The 23,009-nt window shown below is 62.9% G+C and carries 27 protein-coding genes and 1 pseudogene; 19 read left to right on the top strand and 9 right to left on the bottom strand.

Going from position 1 to position 23,009, the window contains the following annotated elements:
• The first annotated feature begins 99 nt into the window (after positions 1-99).
• Complete coding sequence (locus FJ938_RS09795; RefSeq protein WP_140693137.1) at positions 100-243, top strand: hypothetical protein; 144 nt, start codon at positions 100-102, stop codon at positions 241-243.
• A 24-nt stretch (positions 244-267) separates the two neighbouring features.
• Here FJ938_RS09795 and FJ938_RS09790 read toward each other — a convergent pair whose 3' ends face one another.
• Complete coding sequence (locus FJ938_RS09790; RefSeq protein ID WP_246673243.1) at positions 268-2,601, bottom strand: cation:proton antiporter; 2,334 nt, start codon at positions 2,599-2,601, stop codon at positions 268-270.
• 72 nt (positions 2,602-2,673) lie between these two features.
• Entirely contained in the window at positions 2,674-3,366 is a 693-nt protein-coding gene (locus tag FJ938_RS09785; protein WP_140611871.1) for a DUF2270 domain-containing protein, read from the bottom strand.
• A 585-nt stretch (positions 3,367-3,951) separates the two neighbouring features.
• On the opposite strand from FJ938_RS09785, the gene FJ938_RS09775 reads away from it, so the two are divergent.
• From FJ938_RS09775 to FJ938_RS09730, 10 genes are all read left to right on the top strand, one after another.
• Positions 3,952-4,473, top strand: a complete 522-nt coding sequence (locus FJ938_RS09775; protein ID WP_140693135.1) for an Hsp20/alpha crystallin family protein — start codon at positions 3,952-3,954, stop codon at positions 4,471-4,473.
• Positions 4,474-4,602: 129 nt separating this feature from the next.
• Positions 4,603-5,334: a gamma-glutamylcyclotransferase gene (locus FJ938_RS09770; protein WP_140693133.1), complete on the top strand. Its 732-nt coding sequence runs from the start codon at positions 4,603-4,605 to the stop codon at positions 5,332-5,334.
• 414 nt (positions 5,335-5,748) lie between these two features.
• Positions 5,749-6,072 (top strand): metalloregulator ArsR/SmtB family transcription factor, encoded by a 324-nt coding sequence (locus FJ938_RS09765; protein ID WP_056570925.1) that lies wholly within the window; start codon positions 5,749-5,751, stop codon positions 6,070-6,072.
• Positions 6,069-6,500: an SRPBCC domain-containing protein gene (locus FJ938_RS09760; protein ID WP_140693131.1), complete on the top strand. Its 432-nt coding sequence runs from the start codon at positions 6,069-6,071 to the stop codon at positions 6,498-6,500. The genes FJ938_RS09765 and FJ938_RS09760 overlap by 4 nt, the downstream gene beginning before the upstream one ends.
• Before the next feature lie 75 nt (positions 6,501-6,575).
• Complete coding sequence (locus tag FJ938_RS09755) at positions 6,576-6,968, top strand: VOC family protein (protein ID WP_140693129.1); 393 nt, start codon at positions 6,576-6,578, stop codon at positions 6,966-6,968.
• A 38-nt stretch (positions 6,969-7,006) separates the two neighbouring features.
• Positions 7,007-7,228: a hypothetical protein gene (locus FJ938_RS09750; protein WP_140611854.1), complete on the top strand. Its 222-nt coding sequence runs from the start codon at positions 7,007-7,009 to the stop codon at positions 7,226-7,228.
• A gap of 12 nt (positions 7,229-7,240) precedes the next feature.
• Positions 7,241-7,705 carry a DUF1801 domain-containing protein gene (locus FJ938_RS09745; RefSeq protein WP_140693127.1) on the top strand — a complete coding sequence of 155 codons (465 nt, stop codon included), beginning with the start codon at positions 7,241-7,243 and terminating at the stop codon, positions 7,703-7,705.
• Between the two features lie 34 nt (positions 7,706-7,739).
• A complete protein-coding gene (locus tag FJ938_RS09740) occupies positions 7,740-8,138 on the top strand; it encodes a DUF1801 domain-containing protein (protein ID WP_140693125.1) in 399 nt (132 codons plus the stop codon).
• Between the two features lie 374 nt (positions 8,139-8,512).
• A complete protein-coding gene (locus FJ938_RS09735; RefSeq protein ID WP_140693123.1) occupies positions 8,513-9,616 on the top strand; it encodes an acyltransferase family protein in 1,104 nt (367 codons plus the stop codon).
• A 142-nt stretch (positions 9,617-9,758) separates the two neighbouring features.
• Positions 9,759-10,820 carry a diguanylate cyclase gene (locus tag FJ938_RS09730; protein ID WP_140693120.1) on the top strand — a complete coding sequence of 354 codons (1,062 nt, stop codon included), beginning with the start codon at positions 9,759-9,761 and terminating at the stop codon, positions 10,818-10,820.
• A gap of 295 nt (positions 10,821-11,115) precedes the next feature.
• Here FJ938_RS09730 and FJ938_RS09725 read toward each other — a convergent pair whose 3' ends face one another.
• Complete coding sequence (locus FJ938_RS09725) at positions 11,116-11,382, bottom strand: DUF1488 domain-containing protein (RefSeq protein ID WP_140611844.1); 267 nt, start codon at positions 11,380-11,382, stop codon at positions 11,116-11,118.
• 66 nt (positions 11,383-11,448) lie between these two features.
• Positions 11,449-11,682 carry a hypothetical protein gene (locus FJ938_RS09720; RefSeq protein WP_140611841.1) on the bottom strand — a complete coding sequence of 78 codons (234 nt, stop codon included), beginning with the start codon at positions 11,680-11,682 and terminating at the stop codon, positions 11,449-11,451.
• A gap of 270 nt (positions 11,683-11,952) precedes the next feature.
• Between FJ938_RS09720 and FJ938_RS09715 the strand changes: the two genes are divergently transcribed.
• The 3 genes from FJ938_RS09715 to FJ938_RS09705 all read left to right on the top strand — a co-directional run bounded on the left by FJ938_RS09715 (position 11,953) and on the right by FJ938_RS09705 (position 14,166).
• Entirely contained in the window at positions 11,953-12,231 is a 279-nt protein-coding gene (locus FJ938_RS09715) for a metal/formaldehyde-sensitive transcriptional repressor (protein ID WP_140611839.1), read from the top strand.
• 8 nt (positions 12,232-12,239) lie between these two features.
• Entirely contained in the window at positions 12,240-13,472 is a 1,233-nt protein-coding gene (gene dmeF / locus FJ938_RS09710; RefSeq protein ID WP_140693118.1) for a CDF family Co(II)/Ni(II) efflux transporter DmeF, read from the top strand.
• Positions 13,473-13,668: 196 nt separating this feature from the next.
• Entirely contained in the window at positions 13,669-14,166 is a 498-nt protein-coding gene (locus FJ938_RS09705) for a GAF domain-containing protein (protein WP_140693116.1), read from the top strand.
• A 7-nt stretch (positions 14,167-14,173) separates the two neighbouring features.
• Here FJ938_RS09705 and FJ938_RS09700 read toward each other — a convergent pair whose 3' ends face one another.
• Positions 14,174-15,238, bottom strand: a complete 1,065-nt coding sequence (locus FJ938_RS09700) for a YeiH family protein (RefSeq protein WP_140693114.1) — start codon at positions 15,236-15,238, stop codon at positions 14,174-14,176.
• 300 nt (positions 15,239-15,538) lie between these two features.
• Between FJ938_RS09700 and FJ938_RS09695 the strand changes: the two are divergent.
• A pseudogene (locus tag FJ938_RS09695) lies at positions 15,539-16,377 on the top strand (IS1595 family transposase).
• 500 nt (positions 16,378-16,877) lie between these two features.
• Here the strand turns inward: FJ938_RS09695 and FJ938_RS09690 are convergent.
• From FJ938_RS09690 to FJ938_RS09675, 4 genes are all read right to left on the bottom strand, one after another.
• Complete coding sequence (locus FJ938_RS09690) at positions 16,878-17,645, bottom strand: hypothetical protein (RefSeq protein ID WP_140611827.1); 768 nt, start codon at positions 17,643-17,645, stop codon at positions 16,878-16,880.
• Positions 17,646-17,694: 49 nt separating this feature from the next.
• On the bottom strand, positions 17,695-18,702 hold the full coding sequence (locus tag FJ938_RS09685) for a tetratricopeptide repeat protein (protein ID WP_140611825.1): 1,008 nt from the start codon (positions 18,700-18,702) through the stop codon (positions 17,695-17,697).
• A gap of 268 nt (positions 18,703-18,970) precedes the next feature.
• Positions 18,971-19,348 carry an ester cyclase gene (locus tag FJ938_RS09680; RefSeq protein ID WP_181169047.1) on the bottom strand — a complete coding sequence of 126 codons (378 nt, stop codon included), beginning with the start codon at positions 19,346-19,348 and terminating at the stop codon, positions 18,971-18,973.
• Between the two features lie 80 nt (positions 19,349-19,428).
• The gene (locus FJ938_RS09675) at positions 19,429-20,322 is read right to left on the bottom strand and encodes a LysR family transcriptional regulator (protein ID WP_140611823.1); all 894 of its coding nucleotides are present in this window, start codon (positions 20,320-20,322) and stop codon (positions 19,429-19,431) included.
• A gap of 154 nt (positions 20,323-20,476) precedes the next feature.
• Between FJ938_RS09675 and FJ938_RS09670 the strand changes: the two genes are divergently transcribed.
• The 4 genes from FJ938_RS09670 to FJ938_RS09655 all read left to right on the top strand — a co-directional run bounded on the left by FJ938_RS09670 (position 20,477) and on the right by FJ938_RS09655 (position 22,991).
• Positions 20,477-20,872 (top strand): cupin domain-containing protein, encoded by a 396-nt coding sequence (locus tag FJ938_RS09670; RefSeq protein WP_140611820.1) that lies wholly within the window; start codon positions 20,477-20,479, stop codon positions 20,870-20,872.
• Positions 20,869-21,267, top strand: a complete 399-nt coding sequence (locus tag FJ938_RS09665) for a carboxymuconolactone decarboxylase family protein (RefSeq protein ID WP_226890662.1) — start codon at positions 20,869-20,871, stop codon at positions 21,265-21,267. The genes FJ938_RS09670 and FJ938_RS09665 overlap by 4 nt, the downstream gene beginning before the upstream one ends.
• Positions 21,268-21,269: 2 nt before the next feature.
• On the top strand, positions 21,270-22,259 hold the full coding sequence (locus FJ938_RS09660) for an aldo/keto reductase (RefSeq protein WP_140611818.1): 990 nt from the start codon (positions 21,270-21,272) through the stop codon (positions 22,257-22,259).
• Between the two features lie 267 nt (positions 22,260-22,526).
• Positions 22,527-22,991: a GNAT family N-acetyltransferase gene (locus FJ938_RS09655; RefSeq protein ID WP_140611816.1), complete on the top strand. Its 465-nt coding sequence runs from the start codon at positions 22,527-22,529 to the stop codon at positions 22,989-22,991.
• Positions 22,992-23,009: the final 18 nt, after the last annotated feature.

The raw sequence follows: 23,009 nt of genomic DNA, 5'->3' as shown, positions 1-23,009 counted from the left end.
GCTGTAAATAAGCGCCTTCTAATACATTCGACCCAAAAGTGCTCAGCGGTTTTGGGATAACGACATGTGTAAAAACGGATGGCTTCGCGGGGGTACGCAATGACCAAGAATCTCGGCAATGCACTCTACACGCCGGCGAAAGAGCAGCAGAGCTCCGTGCTGGGCAAGGTTGCGCCGGCACTGTTTCCGCTGGTCGTGGTGGCGCTTGGCTACATGATCGGCAGGCAATTCTTCGGCATATAGGATTACAATCGCGGCGAAGATGGATCAGGCGCCGGTCTCGGCTTTCGCCTCCTCGGCCTGGGCCTCGCTACGCCTGGCGCGCTCACTGGCCAGGAGCACGACCGGACAGCCGACGGCGGCCAGCACCGCCGTGGCGGTGTCGCCGAAGAACAGCTCTTGGCCCGGCCGTTGCGTGACACCCATCACCACCATCGCGGCGCCCTTGGCCGCTTCCCTGGCGATGGCCCTGTCGGGCGTCGCGCGGGCGCGGATGGCGGTGTCGACCGTAACGCCGTAGCGATCGGCGAGATCGGCGACGTCCTTCAGCACGGCTTCCTCGCGGCGGTGCGAAACCGAGCTTGGCGGGCTGCCCTTGCGGGCCTGCGAGACATAGAGGACCTTGACGCGGGCTCGGTGCGGACGCGCCAAAGCGAGGGCGAAATCGGCGGCGCGCCGCGCGACTTCGGTGCCGTTGACCGGGACCAGAACCGTTGCGCCGGCGCGCAGCATCGGCATCTTGCCGGTGTCCTTGGCGCCGTTCAGCACCAGGCACAGCGGGCCGTCGAAACCGCTGGTGATGTCGTTCAGCGTGCCGCTGAAGGTGCCGTTGTCGGTCAGCGCGTTCTCCAGCCCGACGAGCAGGAGGCCGTAACCCTTGCGGGCTTCCGCGGCGATCGTCTCGGTGGTGGCTTCAAGTTGGGTGCGGGCTGTGAGATGCATCTTGTCGACGGGCGTGTCCTCGGCCTTGCTGACGGCCCTGGCGCTCCTGGCGGCACCCTTCTTGACCTGGTTCGAGGCCCGCTCGGGACCTCTCTCGCGGGCAGGGCCGGGCAGTTCCGCGCCCTCGAGATGAAGAAGCGTGGTCGGCATGCCGCTGCCGCCGCCGACCAGCCCGGCCAGATAGGCGGTGAACTTGCCGACCGGGCTGTCGTCGACCAAAAGCAGCAGCCGCTCCAGCTTGGAGACGAAGCCGCGTTCGTCGAGCAGTTCGCGGTCGACGCGCTGCTTCTCGGCATTGCCGACGGGCAGGCGGCCGAGCGCCCAGCGCAGCATGGGCGGCATGGCCAGCGTGGTGATGACGGCCATGGTGACGATCATCGTGAACAGATCGTGGGAGAGGATGTTCATCGACAGGCCGATGCTGGCGACGATGACCTCGGTCGAGCCGCGCGCGTTCATGGCGCTGCCGACGGCGGTCGCTTCCTTCAGCGACATGCCGGCGAACCGGCCGCCGACGAAGGCGCCCGAGAATTTACCGATGCTGGCGATCACCACCAGCGCCAATGTCAGCAATGCCAGCGTCGGGTCGGCAAGCACGGTGAGGTCGGCGGACAGGCCGGCCATGCCGAAGAAGACCGGCATGAAAAGCGCGGTGATGACGCCGCGCAGCTGACTCTCGATGTGGTCGGACAGGATCGGCGATTCCCCGACCAGGATGCCGGCGACGAAGGCGCCGAGTACCGTGTGGACGCCGATCAGGTTGGTGATCAGGGCCATCACGCCCATGATGATCAGGATGACGGTGATGACGGCATATTCGCTGCGGAAAGAATCATTGCTCCAGCGGATCAGCGTGAACACCAGACGGCGGCCGATGGTGAAGGAGAACACCATGAACAGCGCCACCTCGGCCACCGTGGTGATAAGCGGCAGCACCTGCAGGCTGCCATTGGTGGCGATGCCGAAGGTGACGGCGATGATCAGCCAGCCGATCGTGTCCTCGATGATGGCCGAGGAGATGATGATCTGGCCGAGATTGCGGCGCATGAAGTTCATTTCGCGCACCACCATGGCGACGATCTTGACCGAGGAGATCGATAGCGCGGTGCCGAGGAACAGCCCGGCGACGACGCGTTGCGTCGGGTCGGGCAGCAGGGAGCCAGGTAGGAATTGCGCCAGCGCGAAACCGCAGACGAAGGGCACGACGACGCCGGTGATCGAGATCGAGAAGCAGGCCGCACCCACCCGGCGCACCAGGCGCAAATCCGTCTCCATGCCGGTCAAGAGCAGGAGCAGCAGGATGCCGAGCTGCGAGACGGCGTCGATCATGCTTTTCTGGGCGGGGTCGCTGGAGAATATCATGTGCTGGGCGCCAGGCCATATCAAGCCGAACAGCGATGGGCCGAGCAGAATGCCGCCGATCAACTGGCCCATGATAGCCGGCTGGCGGTAGCGCTGGAAGATCTCGCCGAGCCCGCGCCCGACCAGAAGCAGAAGGACGATTTCGGCGACGAACAGCCCCTCGGCCGAGCCGCCCATGCCCGAGGCATGGCCGGCGGGCTGCGCGGCGAGGGCGCGGCTTGCCGGAGCCAGGGCAAGGATGGCCAGCAGGACAGCGGCCACAACGCTGCGTGACGCCGTTGCCGGTTGACGGTTCATGGGCTCCCTCAAACGCCGCTGCGGACTGACCATCACAACGCGCGGCCGGCGTTTGCGTTGCAGCCGTTGTCGTCAGACGTGGACGTCGCCAAAGGAAAGTTCGCCGTCGTCGGCGGCCGAGAAAAGGACGATGGCGAACAGGCTGGCATAGAATGCCGCCACGACGATCACGATCGCTACACCGGGAATGGGGCCAAGGGCGGCGCTGTCGACCGCTTCGCGCAGCGAACCGACGAAGCCGGTCCGCACACCCACGGTTTGAAGGCTGGGCGTTGATATCTTCAGCACCCATGCCAGCAGCAGGATCAGGAACAGGTAGATGTAATTCCGGCGCAGGCGACGCGCCAGGGCTGCGCGATGAGACAGCAGGAACTTCGGCGCGCGCAGGCCTTCGCCAACGATAAGCAGCCAATCCGAGGCGAAATCGGGTTGTGGGGAGAAGATCTGCGCGAAATAGTGGCGTTCGAACTGACGCACGCGAGACCGGTAGAAGTCGAAAAACCGGTAGCGGCGTGCCTCGATCCACAGAAGCAGCAGGATCAGCAGCATGGCGAACAGCAGCACGCCATGATGCGCGCTGGCCGCCGACAGCGACACGGAAAGCATCGCCGCCACCACGGTGATCGCCCAGTTGGTCGTCCTGTCGAGCCGATCGCGCCATCCAGCCATGCGCGCGATCTCGGCGCGGTGGAAATGCGACAGCGTGTTCACGCGCTCCGTCGATGACAGGACGGGGCCCGCAGGTTTTGCCGACGCGTCGTTCATGGCATCCTCCGGCCAGGACTATAACCGTTTGCCGGCAACATCGTTCCCTGCCGCAAGCCGCCCCGCGAACGGATTGGCACGGCGAGCCGCCGATTGGCTTCGAGGCCGCGCGGCTGCCGTTCCAGGCTGGGATGGAGGCCGTCGATCTCGGATGCCGCTGGTGGGCGCGTGGCCACGGCTTTGGAATCGTCTCGCCGGGCGCCTTCGCCGACAGCCGCTGGCGACGATCACATTGCATTACCAGGTCTTGAACCCGCCGCAACGGACCCCAGATCGACCGTGCCGGCGCCAGATGGGGCCGGTGCGGACGCGCGCCAGCTTCGTGGGCGGCGGCGTCGGGCGATGGTTTTGTGACCATCGAACTCGGGGCATCATGTGCCGGAGGCGGTGACGCCTCGCGAGGACCGCGACCGGGCAAAAGCGTTCCCAAAGGTGGAGCGGATCGGACCAAAAGCAGGGCGAAAACAGCGAGCGCAAATGGGGTCGGCAGCGATGCCTGCGTCTGACGGCGCATTGTCCCCCCGGAGCATGGCAGCCAGAGCATGCAAGCGTACTAGAAACAGGATCAAGAAAGGAGAAAGTGCAATGACCATTCGTGATCTCATGCCGTGGGGCCGCGATACCAGCCAGTCTCCGACCCTCTTTCGCGAAGACGACCGGGACCCGTTCATGGGCCTGCATCGCGAGATGAGCCGCCTGGTCGACGACATGTTCCGCGGCTTCAATTCGCGGCTTCCCTCCATGGGCAGGTTCTCTTCGGCCGGCCCCGGTTGGCCCAGCATGGAAATCACCGAAACGGACAAGGAGGTCCGCGTGACAGCCGAGATACCCGGCATGGACGAGAAGGACATCGAGGTGCTGCTCGATGACGGCGTCCTGACGTTGCGGGGCGAAAAACACGCCGAAACCGACGACAAGGAGCGCCAGTTCTCCGAGCGGTTCTATGGCCGCTTCGAACGTCGCATCCCGATCGGCTTCGAAGTCGCAGAGGACAAGGTTGCGGCCGATTTCCGCAACGGCGTCCTGTCCGTGACCTTGCCGAAGTCCGAGAAGGCGCAGAGCAAGGCGAAGCGCATCCCCATCGGCGGCAAGAGCACCAAGCACTAGAGCAGACCCAGCCGGGCGGGCGCGCCGCGCACGTCCGGCATCAGCCGGCGGATTTCGCCACCGGCCGCACGGCCCTCTTGAGAATCTCCCAGCCTTCGGCAACATGCCGGCAAGGCTGGGAGCGCAAGGATGAGCAAGGCCATTTCCACCACACCGCGAAAGTCCGTACCGCGCAAGTCGCCGATGGCGCTGACCGAGGCGCTGGTGGCGCGCACCTTGCGCGTGGTCGAGGATGCCGGGCCGACACCGGGCATGGTCTATATGCGCGACGCCGACTATGCGCGGTTCCGCGACGAGATCCTGGCCAGCGCGCCACCGGGGCCGCTGAAGCTGTTCGCCTATGGCTCGCTGCTGTGGAAGCCGGCCGGCGAGGTGAGGGGTGGCGAACGGGCGGTGGCGAGAGGCTGGCACCGATCGTTCTGCTTCACCGTGCAGCGCTTTCGCGGCACGCTCGAGCAACCTGGCCTGATGATGGCGCTCGACCGCGGCGGCCAGTGCCAGGGCATGGTGTTCGAGATCGCGGAGCCGATCGCCGCCAATCTGGAGGCGCTGCTGCGACGCGAGATGACCATCCTGCCCGCCGTCAACGTGCCGCGCTGGCTGCGGGTCACCACCGATGGTGGGGCAGACCGGGCGCTCGGCTTCGTCGTCGATCCCTCCAATCCGCGCTACGCCGGCAAGCTCGACAAGCCTGCGGTCGCGGCGACGCTCGCCCGCGCCGTCGGGCACTGGGGGTCGGGCGCCGAATATCTGTTCGAGACGATCCGCCATCTCGAGGCCTGCGGCATTCGCGACCGCAATCTGTGGCAGCTGCAGGAACTGGTGGCGCAGGAGATCGGCCGCACGCACGGCACCGTCTAGCGACGGATCGCCTGCCTTGGCGAGAGATCAGCCGAAGCTTTCCAAAGTCGTCATCCCTGGGCGAAGCAGGAGCGAAGCTCCGTCGCGGAGACCCCAGGATCCATGCCGCGACCTTTGCCGTGGAGTGCAGCGGAGCAGAATTCTAGACCGTTGCAACGCTCTAAAATCGCGGCATGGATCCTGGGGTCTCCGCTGCGTCGCTGCGCTCCTTGCTACGCCCCAGGATGACGAAGCGATTGATGTTTCCGCCAATCCATGATGTCGCCTGTCAGCAGGCGAAGTCCTGAGATATCGCCGTAGCGGCCCTCGACGATCGAGGTGCACAGCGTGGCGCACCACTTCAGTCTACCCCTTGACGAACATATATCTCTGTGGTTATACATTAACCAATAGCCATCGGGTTATGGATTGCAAATGCCGGATGCCCACGACATGCTCTTCAGGACGCTCGCCGACCCGACCAGGCGGGCGATCTTCGAACGGCTGTGCCGGCAAGGAGAACAGACAGTTGGGGCGCTGACAAGCCAGTCCGGCGTCTCACAGCCTGCGGTGTCGAAACATCTCGGCGTGCTCAAGCAGGCCGGGCTGGTGCGCGACCGCCATGAAGGCCGCCAGACGCATTACAGCGCGCAGCTTGGCGCGCTTGCGCCGCTGATGGACTGGACACGCGAGATGGCGGGGTTCTGGGAGAGCCGGTTCGATGACCTGGAAGATTTGCTCAAGAGGATGGACCAGTGAACGATAGTGCCACGGAAAACCGCACGGTCGTCGTCGAACGCCAGATTTCCCATCCGCCCGAAAAGCTCTGGCGCGCGCTGACGCAACCGCACCTGATCGAGGAGTGGCTTATGAAGAATGATTTCAAGCCAGCTGTCGGCCATCGCTTCAACATCAGCGCCGATTGGGGCGGCGTGCTGGACTGTGAGGTGCTGGCCGTCGAGCCGAACAAGACGCTGTCCTACACCTGGAACCTCGCGCATCACGATCCGGCCTTCGATCTGCGGAGCGTGGTGACCTTCACGCTCACCCCGACACCCACGGGAACCCATCTGCGTATGGAGCAGTCCGGCTTCCGGCCCGATCAAAGGCGGGCCTATGGCGGCGCCAAGGTGGGATGGCCGCAGCTTCTCGAGAAGCTGGAACAACTTCTTGACCGGACGGACTGAGGTCCGCCGGCCGATTGAACGCCACACTGATTTCACCGGGCGGTCCACCGCCAGCAAGACCTATGGAGGATTACGATGAAGATCAAACTGACCAGCATCTACGTGGACGACCAGGAAAAGGCGCTTGCCTTCTACACCGGCGTGCTCGGCCTGACCAAGAAGGCCGATTTCAGCAACGGGCCGTTCCGCTGGCTGACGGTCGCCTCGCCAGACGAGCCCGAGGGCACCGAGCTGCAGCTGGCGCTCAACGACAATCCGGCGGCCAAAGCCTATCAGCAGGCCATCTTCCAGCAGGGCCAGCCCGCGGTGATGTTCTTCACCGACGACGTCAAGGGCGAGTGCGAGCGCATTGCGGCGCGCGGCGCCAGTTTCAAGATGCCGCCGACCGAGGTGACCGGCTCGACCATCGCGCAGCTCGATGACGGCTGCGGCAATCTCATCCAGATCACCCAGCTGGCGCGCTGGTAGCAGCGGCCGATTTCAGCATGTTTCCAAAGGAGGTCGTCTTGGACTGGAGCAAGTGGATCCGGCAAACGCATCGCTGGCTGTCGATCATCTTTACGGCAACCGTCGCCGCGAACTTCGCCACCATGGCCTTTGGGCAGCCGCCGGCCTGGGTGGTCTATTCGCCACTCCCGCCACTCTTTCTTTTGCTGTTCAGCGGCCTCTATATGTTCGTGCTGCCCTATGTTGCGAAGGGACGCGCCGCGCAGAGGGCCACCGGATAGGAGTGTGAGGGCATGGCCCAGTCGACCAAACCCCAGTCGACCAAGCCCAAGTCGACCAATTCCGCCGACGAAGCTCAGCCGAAGCTGCTTTCCGGCGGCAGTCCGCAGGTCGCCAAGGGCTATGGCGATGCTCCCGTGCAGGCCTATATCGCGGCCATGCCCGGCTGGAAGCGCGAGATGGGCCAACGTCTCGACGCGCTCGTCGAGCGCGCCGTGCCCGGCGTCCACAAGGCGGTCAAGTGGAACTCGCCGCTCTATGGCATCGAAGGCGAGGGCTGGTTCCTCGGCGTCCATTGCTTCACGAAGTACATCAAGGTGGCTTTCTTCCGCGGCCAGTCGCTGGAGCCGGTGCCGCCGGGCCAATCCAAGAGCCGGGACACGCGCTATCTCAACATCCATGAGGACGACCCGCTCGACGAGGCCCAGTTCAGCGCCTGGGTGAAGCAGGCCAGCCAACTGCCTGGCGAGCGGATGTGAGCGTTCTACTTATCAGGCGCAAAGGAGAAACGGCATGACGACCACCGGATCGCAGGAGAGCAAATCCGCCTCCGAACTGATCGACGGCAGGATCAAGGAACTCGGCGACTGGCGCGGCGAGATGCTGGGGCGGCTGCGCGCCCTGATCCGGCAGACCGACCCCGCCGTGGTCGAGACGTGGAAATGGCGCGGCGTTCCGGTGTGGGAACATGACGGCATGATCTGCACGGGCGAGACCTACAAGAGCGTCGTCAAGCTGACCTTCGCCAAGGGCGCGGCGCTGCCCGACCCCTCGCGGCTGTTCAACTCCAGCCTCGAAGGCAACACGCGGCGCGCCATCGACTTCCAGCAGGGCGAGGAGATCAACGAGGACGCTTTCAAGGCACTGGTGCGCGCCGCCATCGCCTTGAACAAGTCGAAAGCGCGGAAGTAGTTCTGCCGCGCCATGGGCGATTATGCGTGACGGTCGTCGTCGGCGCTGCCCCTCACCTGCCTGCCGGCATCCTCTCCCCGTATAGGGCGGGGAGAGGGGCGCTGTCATCGGCGATTTCGCCAATCTTCAGCGTTGCAGGAAGGCGCCGGCGTTGCGGCCAGCCCCTCTCTCCCCGTTTTACGGGGAGAGATGTCCGGCAGGACAGTGAGGGGCAGCGCCAACGGCGGAGGATTGCCAACGACTCCGCAAATTATCGGACGTGCCGGACGGCAGCGGCCAATAGTGATCCGGCGTTTACGATCTGGGAAGCTTGATGGTGCTAGATATCGCCGGATGATGGCTGGCCGGATTGGCCGGCTCCGGATGGATTCGCCATGAACAGCCCGATGCGCATGCCGTGGGTGGACACGGCCAAAGGCCTCTCGATCATCCTCGTGGTGATGATGTACTCGGCCTACAACACCGGCGAGTACACGGGCGGCGTCGGCTTCCTCCACTATGTCATCGGCTTCGCGACGCCGTTTCGCATGCCGGAATTCTTCCTGATCTCCGGGCTTTTCCTGTCGCAGGTCATCGACCGGCCGTGGCGGCGCTATATCGATCGCCGCGTCGTCCACTATCTCTATTTCTACGTGCTGTGGGCGATCATCTCGATCGGGCTGAAGATCGGCATCTTCAGCCGGGATCCCGGCGGCATGCTGCACGACCTGGCAATGGCTGTCGTCCAGCCCTATGGCGTGCTGTGGTTCATCTACATGCTGGCGGTGTTCGGCCTGGTGGCGAAGCTGTTGCTGCAGTTTCGCGTGCCCGCCTGGATCGTCATCCCGATCGCTGCCACCCTGCAGATGTGGGCGCCCCATCCGGAGAGCTATGCGCTTGAACAATTCGCGGCCTATTTCGTGTTCTTCTACCTCGGCTTCGTGATGGCGCCCTTGGTGTTCCGGCTCGTCGAATGGACGCAAGCCCGCCCGGCGCTGGCCGTGGCCGGCTTGGTTCTGTGGGCGATCGTGAACGGCCTCTTCGTCTATTCACCGGGTTATGCCCTTCAGCCGGTCGGCATGCAGATGGGCCTGGCGGCGTGGCCGCCGTTGCACCTCACCCTGGCCGTCGCCGGCGCGGTGGCGCTTTGCGTGCTCGGCGGCTTCCTGTCCAAATTCCCGGCCATGGAATGGCTGCGGTGGCTCGGCGAACATTCGCTGGTCGTCTATGTCGCCTTCACCATCCCGATGTCGCTCTTCCGCGGCGCGGCGCTGGCAAGCGGCCTCCTGACCGACACAGGCATGCTCAGCCTGGCGGTGCTTCTGGTCTCGACCATCAGCCCGGTCGTTCTCTACTTCATCGTCAAACGCATCGGTTTCGGCATGTTCCTGTTCGAGCGGCCGGGCTGGGCGCATATCGACGGGAGCGCTCCGCAACCGAGCGCGTTCACGCCCAAACCGGCACTGTCCGCCGCCACCGCCCAATCGAGCCCGAAGTAGCCGAGCTCCAAACGGCCCGAAGCGTTGCGGCCGCCTCAGCCGTCCCGGAGTTAGAACTCAGTGAGGTCTCCGAGACCAATTCGCCGTCAGCGAAGTTTTAAGGGCTGTTGCGCCATGGTGGTGGCCCGCCAGGAGCTAAGCCATGTCCAATACGTCATACACTCCCAAAGGCCCGGCATCGCAGCCCGGCAGCCGGGGAGGGCGTGACAGTGCCGGCGAGCGCCGCCGCGATGCCGCCACCATCGCCAGCCTCAAGGCGGAAGTCGCGGCACAGGCCGCACTGATCGCCAGGCAGGAGGTTTCGCTGGCGCACAGCCGCAAGATCTTCGACCGCGCATCGGTCGCCGCGCGCCTCGGCGTGTGGGAGTGCAGCCTGCCCGGCGAACAATTGCACTGGACCGATGTGGTCTATGATCTGTTCGATTTGCCGCGCGGCGCCGCACTCGACCGGAGCGAGATCATCAAGTGCTATCCGGCGGAGTCACGCAAGGCACTGGACAGCCTGCGCAGCCGCGCGATTGTCGAGCGCAGCGGCTTCACCCTCGACGCCGAGATCACCACCTTCGCCGGCAGCAGCCGCTGGATCCGCATCACCGCGACGGTCGAGTGCGAGGACGGCGTGCCGGTGCGTATCTTCGGCATGAAGCAGGACATCACCGAGGAGAAGATATTGTCGGACCGGATGCGCTACCTCGCCGAATTCGATGCCATGACCGGGCTCGCCAATCGCGCCCGCTTCCAGGCGCGGCTCGCGCATGCCGACGAAGACCGTCCGCTCGGCGCGCTGCTTCTGATCGATCTCGACGGCTTCAAGGCCGTCAACGACACGTTCGGCCATGTCGTCGGCGATGAGTGCCTGAAGGCAGCCGCCGAACGGCTTGCCGGCGGCTGCGGCGAGGCGGACCTAGTGGCGCGTGTCGGCGGTGACGAATTCGCGGTGCTGCTTGGCCCGCATCTCGACCGGGGTGCCGTCTCCGGCATGGCGCGCCGCATCGTCGAGGCGATGGGCAGCCCGGTCGCGGTCCGCGGCCAGTCGCTGAGACTGGGCGCTTCGGTCGGCATCGCCTTCGCCGGAACGGACACGCCATGCGACCTGTTCGCGCAAGCCGACACCGCGCTCTATGCGGCTAAGGCGGCTGGCCGCAACACGTTCCGCATCTTCAAGGCGGAAGCCGGCGTGAATGGCCGCAGCGTCGCGGCGTGACGGTGGAGCCCGCCCGGAAAGTGAGAGCGGTTTTGCGCCCGGAATTGCGTAAAAACAGAGAGTTAGAGCTGTGAATTAGAGCTGCGGCCGACTCGCCGGGCCGCTGTTTCGCTGGCCAATTGTTCGCCTGGCAGACATTTCGCAATGTGCCGACAAAACAGGTCTTCGAGCTTAACTTTTCCGCAAACATTTATCCGTTAGGTCGATCGCCATGGCCTCGTGGCGGAGCGGCTACGCTGGAGACGGCAAATCTCTGAAGCCTCGGTTCGATCCCGAGGCGAGGCCTCCAACATTCTCAGCGGAAATCATCGGCCGTCAGCACATACAGGCTCTTGCGGGTGCGGTCGTAGGCTTTCGACGCCACGTCCCGGATGGCGCTGCCCTCGGCGTCGAACGTGGCCAGGTAGCCCGCCTCGTTGGCCACGGTCGACGGCTTTATCTTCGACATCGCATCGGCGGCGACGGAAAAGGATATCTGGAACATGCCGTCATGGCCGACGAACCGGATGCGCTTGCCGGCTTCGTCATAGCTGCGGCTGCGATTGGGAAAGGTCAGGCTCATCTTGGCCTCCTGGGCTCTATGCTCCGACGCAATTCCGGGCGGCTTCACACCCTTCTGGAAGTCCTCCTAGGCCTTTTTCACCGCCCGTTTCTTCTTCGGCGCCGGGTTCTCAGCTTCCGCTATCCTATCGGCCTCTTCCTTGGCCAGCCGCAACTGCCTCAGTCTTGCCGTCTTGATCTCCCTGGCGCGCGCCTCGGAGATGTATTCGGCGGTCGCCTTGCTGCGCTCCGCGGTCTTTTTCTGCTTGTCGACAAAACGAGCTTCGGCTTTCGCCATTAGAGTCTGATTGCCATCAGCCATCGAACAAATCTCCTTCATGCAGAAAAACGCGGAAACGAACTTGTCGGATAAATAGGCGCTCGGCCGATAAAATTCAAATTTTTGAAATATTTGGCGGTTCGCGGATCGCGGGAAAGCGGATGCCGAGATAATATTTTTGAATATTTCATGCCGGTCGCAAATCATTTTCGCACGCCTGTCCATCAGTGCCGACGTGCCCGCACCCGCGATTGCAAGGGGCGGTTGCTCGCCTCATTGTATAGGGTAGGGGGCTATGCTAAGCCGGGCGGCATGACACACACGGTCCGGGAAAAGCAGAAGCTTCTGGCGCGCGTGCGCCGCATCAGGGGGCAGGTCGAAGCCATCGAGCGGGCTCTCGACAGTGAGGCCGGCTGCGAGGCGGTCATGCATCTCATCGCCGGCGCGCGCGGCGCAATGACCGGGCTGATGGGCGAGGTGATCGAGGATCATGTGCGCACGCATCTCGTCGATTCCGAGCGCCACCCCGGCGCGCTCAACAGCGAAGCGGTCGAGCAGTTGCTCGATGTCGTCCGCACCTACGTGAAATGAGTTCCGCCATGACCGAAGCCAACAGCGCAGCGGCTTTCCACAGCCATATGTTCCTGGGCGAGGAACACCGGAAGAGCGAAGGCAAGACCTGGGCGGTGATCTGGCTCTGCGCGGCCATGATGGTGGCCGAGATCGTCGGCGGCTTTCAGTTCGGCTCGATCGCCCTTGTCGCAGACGGGCTGCACATGAGCACGCATGCCGGTGCGCTGCTTCTGGCGGCGCTTGCCTATACCTATGCGCGCCGGCATGCCGGCGACCAGCGCTTCACCTTCGGCACCGGCAAGCTCGGCGACCTCGCCGGCTTCACCAGCGCCATCATCCTGGCCATGATCGCACTGCTGATCGGCTACGAATCCGTCATGCGCCTCCATACGCCCGTGCCGATCCATTTTGCCGAGGCCATTCCGGTCGCCTGCCTTGGCCTTGCCGTCAACATTGCCAGCGCATGGCTGCTCGGCGGCGGTCATGATCACGGGCATGGCCACGGTCATGAGCACACGACCGTGCACGGACATGACGAGCGGCATCCGATCGCCACGGCGGATGGCGAGGTCGTGCTGGAAGTGTTCGAGGAGGGCGTGCCGCCGCGCTTCCGGCTGCATTCTCAATCGGGCGTGGCGCTTGCTTCGTCGTCCGTCTCGATAGAAACGGTGCGGTCGGATGGTGCCCGGCAGAGCTTCGCCTTCAGGGATCTGGGCCATGGCCTGGAATCTATCGAGGCGATTCCCGAGCCGCATGCCTTCGAGGCCAATGTCAGGATCGGCGGACGGACCTATCCGGTCCTGTTCGAGGAACATGAGCATGCGCACGGCAAGGCCACGCATGACAACAACATGCGCGCCGCCGTGATCCATGTCGTCGCCGACGCGGCGGTGTCCGTGCTGGTCATCATCGGCTTGATCCTGGCCCGCACCTTCGGCTGGCTGTGGATGGACCCGGTTGCCGGCATTGCCGGCGCGGTGGTCATTGCCAGCTGGGCGCTGGGACTGATTCGGGACACCAGCGCCGTCCTGCTCGACATGAACCCCGACCGCGGCATGGCCGAAAGCCTGCGCCGGACCATCGAGAGCGAAGGCGACCAGCTTGTCGACCTGCATCTGTGGCGGCTCGGGCCGGGCCATCTCGGCGCCATCGTCTCGGTGGTGACGCGGACGCGCCGGCAACAGGATTACTATCGCGGCCGGCTGGCGCGGTTCCGGTCCTTGTCGCATCTGACGATCGAGGTCCGGAAGGCGGCGTAGGCTTTCGCCTTTTCCTGGAATTGCGCTCAGCATCACGTCGCGTGTCAGCGGTGCATCCGACATCGACACAGGTGCATGTGTGGCGCCGACCTCGATGGCGGTTTTCGTCGTGATCCGAATTCACGCTATATGATCCGGTGCTCGTTTGGTGCAGAGTTGCGGAAACGGAACCGCTGATTTACTACGGAGACAAGCCATGTTTGCGGCCAAGGCCATCGACACCTCGGACAAGCCGGCGTTCTACCGCGATCTGGCGGCGCAACTGAAGGGGCTGCTCGAGGGCGAGGAGGACTCGATCGCCAACGCCGCCAACACCGCGGCGCTGATCTTCCAGATGGTGCCCGACCTCAACTGGGCCGGCTTCTATTTCCTGGCCTCGGACGAGGAACTGGTGCTCGGCCCGTTCCAGGGCAAGCCGGCCTGCGTGCGCATCGCTGTCGGCAGGGGCGTGTGCGGGACCGCGGTCGAGCTCGGCACCTCGATGCTGATCAAGGACGTGCATGATTTTCCCGGCCACATCGCCTGCGACGCCGACTCGCGCTCGGAACTGGTCGTGCTTCTGGAAGACAATGACGGCGTCTTCGGCGTGCTCGATCTCGACAGCCCGACGCCGGGCCGTTTCGACGCCGAAGACCAGGCCGGCATCGAAAAGCTCGCGGCGCTCTATGTCGCGGCGAGCTCGTTCGAGGAGTGACGGCTGCTCAGACCAGCTTCACCAGCATCAGGCTGAAGCAGCCGATGAACAGGAACGCCGAGAAGGCGAGCGCCAGCGGGCGCAGGCCGCGCGAGCGCAGTTGTGAGATGTCGGCCTGCAGGCCCATGGCGGCAAGACCCATGGTGAGCATGATGGTGGTGGCGAGCGCCATCGCCTGCTTCAACTCGACGGGTATGGCGACAAGGCTGTTCAGCGCCACGACGGCGACGAAGGCGGCGACGAACCATGGCATGGGCGGCCGCGCTGCCGACTCGTTGCCGCTGCTCCTTCGGCGCGCCATCAGGCCGAGCGCGACGACCATCGGCGCCAGCATGGCGACGCGGGTCAGCTTGGCGACGGTGGCGATCTCGCCGGACTGAGTGCCGTTCTGGAAGCCGGCGCCGATGACCTGCGCCACCTCGTGGATCGAGGCGCCGGCCCACAGGCCGAAAGCATGCTGGTCAAGGCCAAGCAGCGGCGCCAGCAGCGGGAAGCCGAGCATGGCGACGGTGCCGAACAGCGTGATGGAAGCGACGGCATAGGTGACGTCCTCGTCGCGCGCATCGGTGACGATGTTGGTGGCCACGATCGCCGAGGCGCCGCAGATCGAGGTGCCGGCGGCAATCAGCTGCGCCAGCTTGGCGTCGACGCCGATCAGTCGCCCAAGCGTGATGGTGAAGAGGAAGGTGGCGCCAAGGGTCAGCGCGACGATGCCGACGCCGCCGGCGCCGATCGCGACGACCTGGCCGAGCGTCAGCTGGAAGCCGAGCAGCACTATGGCGAAGCGCAGCAGGCGCTTTTGCGAGAAGGCGATGCCGGCCTTGGCATGCGCCGGCGTGCCGAGCACGTTGGAGTAGATCATGCCGGCGACGACGGCCAGGATCATCGGGCTGAACAGGGCGAAGCCGGAGACGTTGTGGGCCGAGAAGGCGACGGCAGTGATCATCGCCACCAGCACGATGCCGGGGATGATGCAGTTCCACAGCGAATCGAGGCGCTTGCGCCCGGCCGCCAGATCGGCGGAAATCGTGCTTTTCGGAATATCGTTCGCGATGCGGGTCAAGGAAGACAATGCAATTCTCCAGGCGAGTGTGCCGGAGAAATGTCATTTCACGATCAATCTTTCCAACGAATTATTTTCGTTATAATGATCGATTTTTACGAACGATTGCGTAAACCCTTCTGACGCCAGCGCAGCCCTCATTGCCTTGCCGGGTGTTCGTCGTTCGAAAAGCAATCGGCTTTTTCGTCCGCTGCGCGGACCACTTCTCAACTCCCCGTATAGGGACGAAAGGGCAGTTTCGACTCGGCGCTTGTTCTTTAGCGTAGGCGATTGGCGAAATGATCGGCGACAGCGCCCCTCTGCCCGTCTCTGACCGCCGAAATCTACCACGACGCCGACAAGGCCCGCGAGCATTTGGAGGCCATTCATTGGCCGCATGGTCCGTTCTGCCCTCATTGCGGCAATGCCAATCCGGAGCGCATCACCAAGCTTGCGGGCAAGTCCACTCGTCCCGGCGTCTACAAGTGCAACGAATGCCGCCTGCCGTTCTCTGTCACCGTTGGCACTGTGTTTGAGCGCTCCAAGATCGGCCTGCACAAGTGGGTGCTGGCCTCGCATCTATATGCCTCATCCAAGAAAGGCATGTCCGCGCACCAACTGCACCGAATGCTTGGCGTCACCTACAAAACCGCTTGGTTCATAGCGCACCGCATTCGCGAAGCCATGAAGGAAGACGTTAAGTCATCTGGCCCGCTTGGCGGCGAAGGCAAGACCGTCGAAGCCGACGAAACCTACATCGGCAAGCGCGAGACGCCCCGCGTTTCAGAGCAGCGCAAGGGCCGCCCATTCACCAAGAAAGGCAAGGGCGGCGGTGCACACGAACGCATTGTTGTCGGTCTGGTCGAGCGCGGCGGCAAAGCCCGCATGTTCCACCTTAACGACGCCACCAAGGCGACCGTGCGTGACGTGCTGGTCCGCAACGTTGACCGCAACTCGACGCTCTACACCGACTCCTCGCGCCTCTGGTCGGCATCTATCAGCATTGCGGCGAAGCCCACTTGCACAGCTACCTTGCCGAGTTCGATTTTCGCTATAACCGCCGCACGGCGCTTAAAGTGTCAGATGCAGAACGTGCCGAAGATTTGCTTCGCATGGCCCGTGACAAGCGCCTTACCCATCGGCGGATTGGTGAAGCCGATCTCGCTTGAGCAAAAGGCGAAACGACTCTTGCGTCTGCAAAAAAAGAAGTAATATCCCGTCATTTTCAACAGGAGGGAATATGATGGCAGACAATAGGCTTACAATCGAACAGTCGATGGAGGAATCGAAGGTACAGGCCCTTCGTGAGATTGTCGCTGAGTTGCGCGCAATGAAGTTGGAGGTTCAGCAGATTCGCGTACAGGTGACGAACGTGGCCGCAAATCAGGCGAGGAAGCTATAAAGTCCAGAAACAATTCGGCGCGGGAAACGGAAATCATCGGATCTTCCCCAATGAGTGCAAACCGCGCCGACATTTCCGGAGCGGCAAGATAGTCGCGCCTATTTCTTTGGCTTTTCGTCACCACTATCCGTATCCTTTTTTCTCCAGCTTGGGCTCATGCGGCTTCGGCGGCGTCTTCAATAGGCGGCGCAAAATCTCGTCGCCCTTTCCTGGTCTTTGTCTTTTGGGGTTTCAGACATGGCAAAAGCGGACTTCTATGGACCCTTGCTAAAGGTTGAACGGGCCGACTATCACATCGGCCAACTCGAAATCATTTTCCGGCACTACGTCGGTAATAACGTGAAGCGTTTGCGGCCCGAGCGCAATCACAGAAGGCTGAAGGCGGGGCAATCCCCACGGCAAACCACGTTTCCCAAAAACACTCCCACAGTCCTTGGTGATGCGCTCCATAATCTGCGAGTTGCCCTTGATCACGCGTACCACATCGTCGCCGACGCCAACTCCGCCAACTTCAGCGAACACCGACGCTTCCCATTCGGCAAGGATAGGAAGTCTCTTGAAGGTTCCATCAACGGACAAAAAGAGAAGGGATTGACGCCAAGCGACGAGGTCATCGCGGTCATCTTGGATGAGATACAGCCTTACGAAGGAGGGAAGTTCGGACTGTACGGACTCCACAGGCTCGACATCACCGACAAACATATCGTCCTTATTCCCACCGTCTCTCGCATGGCTATAGAACGGCTTGAATTTGTCGATAGCTCCGGCGCGAAAACAGGGGGAGGCATCTACAATCTTAGCCTCACAGTTGAGCATTCCCAGAAGGCCGAATTTATTTCCTTCCAAGGCGGAACAGGGGCGGTACTTCAAGGCGATCCAAAGGCGGCCTTCAAGATAGTTTTCGACAAAGGACAGCCCTTTGAGGGTGAGAGCATCCTTGATACCGTCCGGTCGCTCAGGTCGGCGACGGTTGAAGCCGTCAATCTCCTCAAGAACGCTATCTGAATTTGGTGCCGGCCAGTCGGCGTAAATCATAGGAAAATTTTCCGGTACGTCAAGCATATAACTAGAAAATTGTCCTTCGCTATCTTATTTCTGACATTACACTTATCAGGGCTTGGATGCGGCGGTCGCGTTTAATCCAGTCAGGAGTAAGTCGTTCCCATTTCTCCACTTGGTCGTGATTTTGTTTTACCTCCAGCAGAGCGGAAAGCGCGCCCTTCCAATCCCCTTTCGCTGCGAGAATCTTCGAAAGATATTCTAATTTTTCGACCCTTACAGAATTGGCGAAAGGACCTCCCTTACTATCACTAAGGGCTATAGAAACGCGCATCTGTGCTTCAGCTTCTTCTAGACGGCCCAGCTCAAATAGGCATTCGGCAAGGTCAGCCACGTGAAGACTATGCCCGCCAAAGTCCGGGAAGCCAGGTGCAGTTCCAATCGCGATTGCTTCGCGATAAAAGGAAACCGCTTGGTCCAATCGTCTGGCGCGCCTCAGCGCTCCCGCCAATCGCCACGCGCTGTTCGAAAGATAGAGATCGTCGCGTGACTCTTGCTTTCGGTCGTAGCCATAAATTGTCTCCGCCTGGATTACTGCTTGATCTGTCATTCCAAATTTCAGGAGCCAATTTAGCAGGCTCATATAAGCTGATCGAACTTGATCAATCTTCGACCCTGGTTGACGGACTTTCATCGGATGGTCGGCGACCACTCGCTCAATCTCTTTTTGGCGGTCAAAGCAAATACCTATTGCTTTATCGCTATCACCAAGAAGAAATCTTTCCTGGGCCATCCCAAGATTCATGGAGACGCTGCCTTCGGACAAAGGCCCTTCCAATACATCATAAATCTCGCGGGCTTGCTGAAATAGCCCTTCAGCTTCCTCATGATTCCCGAGTTTCGCCTCTATACCGGCAAGGGCGCGTGTGATTGTTGCCGTCTCGGGAGAGACTTGACCGTATGCCACAATCGACAGTGCAAGCGCTTCGTTCGCGCGGGGCTTCCAAAAAGCTTCGCCTCCTCCGTCCATGAGGGATTGCCCCATACCGGACGTCAAGGTCCGAACTCTCTCTTGTGCTTCGTCGCGATCCATATTTGACCTTCGCCTGGGTTAGTATGGGGGGCGAACATTCGCTGGACGGCCTCCGATCCAGCCAGCATCTTGAATTACAAAATCACCCTCCCAGGAATCACCTCCGATTCAATGTTTCAATCAATGCCTGAACCGCTCTATACGGGGAGAGGATGCCGGCAGGCAGGTGAGGGGCGGTGCAAACGTCTCCAGAATAGCAATTCAACACGCGAAGCGACTGCCCCTGACCGCCGGTATGATTCATGGGCCTTTGCGTAGCGCCGCGATATCAAAGCTGCGCTTCGATGGCCGCCTTGTCGATGACCGACCAGACGTTTCTGATGCGGTCGTTCAGGAATTCATAGAAGACGTTCTCGCTGAAGGAGACCTTCTTGCCGTTGATGGGCAAGCCGAAGAAGGTTCCCTTCGGGGTGCAGTTGAACTGGAGGCGGCTGGCTATGAATGGCGGCTCGGAGATCATGAGCTGGACGTCGAAATAGAGGTCCGGAATGTCCCGGAAATCCCGCTCCAGCATCTCGCGATATCCCGACAGCCCGACCCGGTCGCCGTTATAGTGCACCTCGTCGTGCACGAAGCGGTGCAGCCTTGGCCAGTCCTGGTTGTTGAGGCAGTCGATATAGCCTCGATAGAGGTCGGTCTCGGTCACGTCGATGGCTCCGGGGTTCGTCTCATCATACTCCGCCAGGAAGATAGAACGACCGCGGGTGCAGTCCAGATGGGCTGCGGCTAGCCCCTGTACCGCAGCGCGTCGACAAGCAGCGAGAAGGCCGGCGTCGCCTGGCGGCGGCTGGGGTAGTAGAGGTGGTAGCCGGGGAAGGGCGGGCACCAGTCGGCCAGCACCCGCACCAGCCGGCCGTCGGCCAGGTGCGCCGTCACCTCGTCGTCGGGCAGGTAGGCAAGGCCGAAACCGGCCAGCGCGGCATTCATGCGCAGCCCGGCCGTGTTGAAGATCAGCTGGCCCTCGACGCGCACCTTCAGCTCGCGTCCGGCCTTTTCGAACTCCCAGGCATAGAGTCCGCCATAGGTCGGTAGCCGCAGATTGATGCAATTGTGGGCGGTCAGGTGCTGCGGCGCGCGCGGCTTCGGCCGCTTGGCGAAATAGGCCGGCGATCCGACCACCGCCATGCGCATGTCGGGGCTTATGCGCACCGCGATCATGTCGTGCGCCACCTGTTCGCCCAGCCGCACGCCGGCGTCATAGCGCTTGGCGACGATGTCGGTCAGGCCGTAGTCGACGATGATCTCCACCTTGATGTCGGGATAGTCGGGCAGGAATTTTGCCAGTGCCGGCCACAGGATCGTGTCGGCGGAATGCTCGCCAGCGGTGATGCGGATGGTGCCGGCCGGCTTTTCCCGCAACGCGCTCAGGGCGGCGAGCTCCATCTCGATCTCGTCGAGCCTTGGGCCGATGGTGCGGGCCAGGCGTTCGCCGGCTTCGGTGGGCGAGACGCTGCGCGTGGTGCGGGTGAGAAGCCGCACGCCCAGCCGCTCCTCCAGCGCGCGCACCGTGTGGCTGAGCGCGGATTGCGAAACGCCGAGCTTGGCCGCCGCCCTGGTGAAGCTCCTTTCCCGCGCGACGGCGAGGAAAGCGGTCAGCTCGTTCATGTTATCGCGCGGCATTCATGAATCCTCCTCATAAGTACATGCCGTATATAGCAGCTAATCCGGGCCAATCGCACGCGCTAGATTAAGACCATCGCAACGGGCGGCCCGAAGCCGGCGGCCCGCGGACCCGGCGGCAATGTCCCGACCGGCATCGAGAAGGAATGAAATCATGGAAATCAAGCGAAGCGGCTCGCAAGCCTCGGCGAAAGGCCCGGCGGAGTATTTCACCGGATCGGTGCGCATCGATGCTCCCTTCCAGGGCAGCGATCCCGCCCGCGTCGGCGGCGCCACGGTCACCTTCGAGCCCGGCGCGCGCACCGCCTGGCATACGCATCCGCTCGGCCAGACGCTGATCGTCCTGTCCGGCGCCGGCCTGGTGCAGCGCGAAGGTGGGCCGATCGAGCAGATCCGCCCCGGCGACATCGTCTGGTTCGCGCCCGGCGAGAAGCACTGGCATGGCGCGGCGCCGGCCACGGCGATGAGCCACATCGCCATTGCCGAGGCGCTCGACGGCAAGGCCGTCGACTGGATGGAGCATGTCACCGACACGCAGTACGGGGCTTGACAGAAGCCATCGGCACCACGCCCGAACCCGACGATCCAACGAAGGAGACCATCATGACCTATGCACAGGCGGCTCCCAAAGGGCCGTTCTCCGACATCGCTCCGGCGCTCGGCAGATACACCGACGAAGTGCTGTTCGGCGATGTCTGGAAGCGCCCCGGCCTTTCGCCGCGCGACCGCAGCCTCGTCACAATTGCCTGCCTGATCTCGGGCTACCGGATCAACGAGATGCCGTTCCACATGAAGCGGGCGCTCGAGAACGGCCTGACCCGGGACGAGCTCATCGAAACCATCACCCATCTCGCCTTCTATGCCGGCTGGCCGCCGGCAAGCACCGCGATCGGCATAGCCCGCAAGGTTCTTGAGCAAGCCGAGGCCGAGAAAAAAGGACAGTGACAATGCAAAAACGCACACTTGGAAAGGGCGGCCTGGAAGTTTCGGCCATCGGGCTCGGCTGCATGGGCATGAGCCAGTCATACGGGCAGCCGATGGCGACGCCGGACGCCGTCCGTCTGATCCGCTCCGCGTTCGAGCGCGGCGTCACCTTTTTCGACACCGCGGAGGTCTATGGGCCGTTCAAGAACGAGGAGGTCGTCGGTGAGGCGCTTCAGCCAATCCGCGACCAGGTGGTGATCGCCACCAAATTCGGCATCGACATCGCCGCCACGGCCGGACATGAGGGCATGGACAGCCGGCCGCAGCATATTCGCGACGTCGTCGAGGCTTCGCTCAAGCGGCTGAGGACCGACCGCATCGATCTTCTCTATCAGCACCGTGTCGATCCGGTCGTGCCGATCGAAGAGGTGGCGGGCACGGTGAAGGACCTGATCGGCCAAGGCAAGGTGAAGCATTTCGGCCTCTCCGAGGCGGGCGTACGCACCATCCGTCGCGCCCATGCGGTGCAGCCGGTCGCCGCGCTTCAAAGCGAGTACTCGCTGTGGTGGCGCGAACCCGAGGAGGCGATCCTGCCTGTCCTCGAAGAACTGGGCATCGGCTTCGTGCCCTTCAGCCCCCTGGGCAAGGGGTTCCTGACCGGCGCCATCGACGCCAATACGAGGTTCGACAGCAGCGATTTCCGCAACACCGTCCCGCGGTTCGCGGAGGAGGCCAGGAAGGCAAATCAGGCACTGGTCGATGCTATCGCCGCGATCGCGGCGGAGAAGAAGGTGACCCCGGCACAGGTCGCGCTTGCCTGGTTGCTGGCGCAGAAACCGTGGATCGTTCCGATCCCCGGGACGACCAAGCTCAGTCGCCTCGAGGAGAACATCGGATCATCCGCTGTCGCGCTGACGGCGGGCGATCTCGCCAATATCGAAAGCGCGGTCTCGGCGATTGCCGTGCAGGGAGAGCGCTATTCCCCGCAACAGCAGGCGAGAATCGATCGCTGAAGCGCAACGCGGGTTACCCGCGGACTATCTCTTTCGCCCGGACGGCGGCATTCGCCATGAGCCGGTATTGACGTCCCGCGCTTCCTGCTCCAGCTTGGCGCCATGATTGCTTTCGCGTCCGCCAGCACCCGACGCCGCTCCCGCACAATGCGGAGCGGGGTGCTGACCATGCGACGACGAACACCGGCAGAATAAAGTCCGGTTCGTTCGTTTCCAGCCCCGCCACCTGAACAGGTCGGCGGGGTTTTTGATGTCTGGAGTGTTGAGATGACAAACAAGTCCATCCGGTTTCGGCCGGCCGAGCCCGCTGACGCCGCCGCCATCCGCGACATCGTGCGGGCCGCCTATGCCAAATGGGTGCCGGTGATCGGCCGCGAGCCGCTGCCGATGCGCGCCGATTACGTCGAGGCTGTCCGCGAGCATCCGTTCGACCTCGCGGTGGAGGAGGATCGCATTGTCGGCATGATCGAAACCATGCTGGCCGACGACCACCTCTGGATCGAGAATGTCTGCGTTTGGCCGCAGGCACAGGGCAGGGGCATTGGCGGGCTGTTGCTGCAGCGGGCCGAGCAGAAGGCGCTCGAAGCGGACCGCCCCGAGCTTCGCCTGCTAACCAATGGCGCCTTCGAAGCCAATGTGTCGCTTTACAAGAGGCATGGCTATGCGATCGACCGCGAGGAGCCGTTCATGAACGGAACGACGGTCTATATGAGCAAGAGGCTGGCAGGCTGAAGCGGGCGGCCGTTCGTC

The organism is Mesorhizobium sp. B2-4-14 (assembly GCF_006442155.1).
Lineage (GTDB): Bacteria > Pseudomonadota > Alphaproteobacteria > Rhizobiales > Rhizobiaceae > Mesorhizobium.
The sequence above is the reverse complement of the archived record's forward strand: the minus strand, read 5'-3'. Positions and strand labels throughout refer to the sequence as shown.

Excerpts from the sequence above, each read along its gene's own strand:
- FJ938_RS09795 (WP_140693137.1), top strand. The coding sequence starts at position 100 with ATGACCAAGAATCTCGGCAATGCACTCTACACGCCGGCGAAAGAGCAG.
- FJ938_RS09660 (WP_140611818.1), top strand. The coding sequence starts at position 21,270 with ATGCAAAAACGCACACTTGGAAAGGGCGGCCTGGAAGTTTCGGCCATC.
- FJ938_RS09735 (WP_140693123.1), top strand. The coding sequence starts at position 8,513 with ATGAACAGCCCGATGCGCATGCCGTGGGTGGACACGGCCAAAGGCCTC.
- FJ938_RS09765 (WP_056570925.1), top strand. The coding sequence starts at position 5,749 with ATGCCGGATGCCCACGACATGCTCTTCAGGACGCTCGCCGACCCGACC.
- FJ938_RS09715 (WP_140611839.1), top strand. The coding sequence starts at position 11,953 with ATGACACACACGGTCCGGGAAAAGCAGAAGCTTCTGGCGCGCGTGCGC.
- FJ938_RS09670 (WP_140611820.1), top strand. The coding sequence starts at position 20,477 with ATGGAAATCAAGCGAAGCGGCTCGCAAGCCTCGGCGAAAGGCCCGGCG.
- FJ938_RS09745 (WP_140693127.1), top strand. The coding sequence starts at position 7,241 with ATGGCCCAGTCGACCAAACCCCAGTCGACCAAGCCCAAGTCGACCAAT.
- FJ938_RS09720 (WP_140611841.1), bottom strand. The coding sequence starts at position 11,682 with ATGGCTGATGGCAATCAGACTCTAATGGCGAAAGCCGAAGCTCGTTTT.
- FJ938_RS09785 (WP_140611871.1), bottom strand. The coding sequence starts at position 3,366 with ATGAACGACGCGTCGGCAAAACCTGCGGGCCCCGTCCTGTCATCGACG.
- FJ938_RS09775 (WP_140693135.1), top strand. The coding sequence starts at position 3,952 with ATGACCATTCGTGATCTCATGCCGTGGGGCCGCGATACCAGCCAGTCT.
- FJ938_RS09725 (WP_140611844.1), bottom strand. The coding sequence starts at position 11,382 with ATGAGCCTGACCTTTCCCAATCGCAGCCGCAGCTATGACGAAGCCGGC.
- FJ938_RS09790 (WP_246673243.1), bottom strand. The coding sequence starts at position 2,601 with ATGAACCGTCAACCGGCAACGGCGTCACGCAGCGTTGTGGCCGCTGTC.
- FJ938_RS09740 (WP_140693125.1), top strand. The coding sequence starts at position 7,740 with ATGACGACCACCGGATCGCAGGAGAGCAAATCCGCCTCCGAACTGATC.
- FJ938_RS09690 (WP_140611827.1), bottom strand. The coding sequence starts at position 17,645 with ATGATTTACGCCGACTGGCCGGCACCAAATTCAGATAGCGTTCTTGAG.
- FJ938_RS09730 (WP_140693120.1), top strand. The coding sequence starts at position 9,759 with ATGTCCAATACGTCATACACTCCCAAAGGCCCGGCATCGCAGCCCGGC.
- FJ938_RS09655 (WP_140611816.1), top strand. The coding sequence starts at position 22,527 with ATGACAAACAAGTCCATCCGGTTTCGGCCGGCCGAGCCCGCTGACGCC.
- FJ938_RS09685 (WP_140611825.1), bottom strand. The coding sequence starts at position 18,702 with ATGGATCGCGACGAAGCACAAGAGAGAGTTCGGACCTTGACGTCCGGT.
- FJ938_RS09770 (WP_140693133.1), top strand. The coding sequence starts at position 4,603 with ATGAGCAAGGCCATTTCCACCACACCGCGAAAGTCCGTACCGCGCAAG.
- FJ938_RS09705 (WP_140693116.1), top strand. The coding sequence starts at position 13,669 with ATGTTTGCGGCCAAGGCCATCGACACCTCGGACAAGCCGGCGTTCTAC.
- dmeF (WP_140693118.1), top strand. The coding sequence starts at position 12,240 with ATGACCGAAGCCAACAGCGCAGCGGCTTTCCACAGCCATATGTTCCTG.
- FJ938_RS09675 (WP_140611823.1), bottom strand. The coding sequence starts at position 20,322 with ATGCCGCGCGATAACATGAACGAGCTGACCGCTTTCCTCGCCGTCGCG.
- FJ938_RS09755 (WP_140693129.1), top strand. The coding sequence starts at position 6,576 with ATGAAGATCAAACTGACCAGCATCTACGTGGACGACCAGGAAAAGGCG.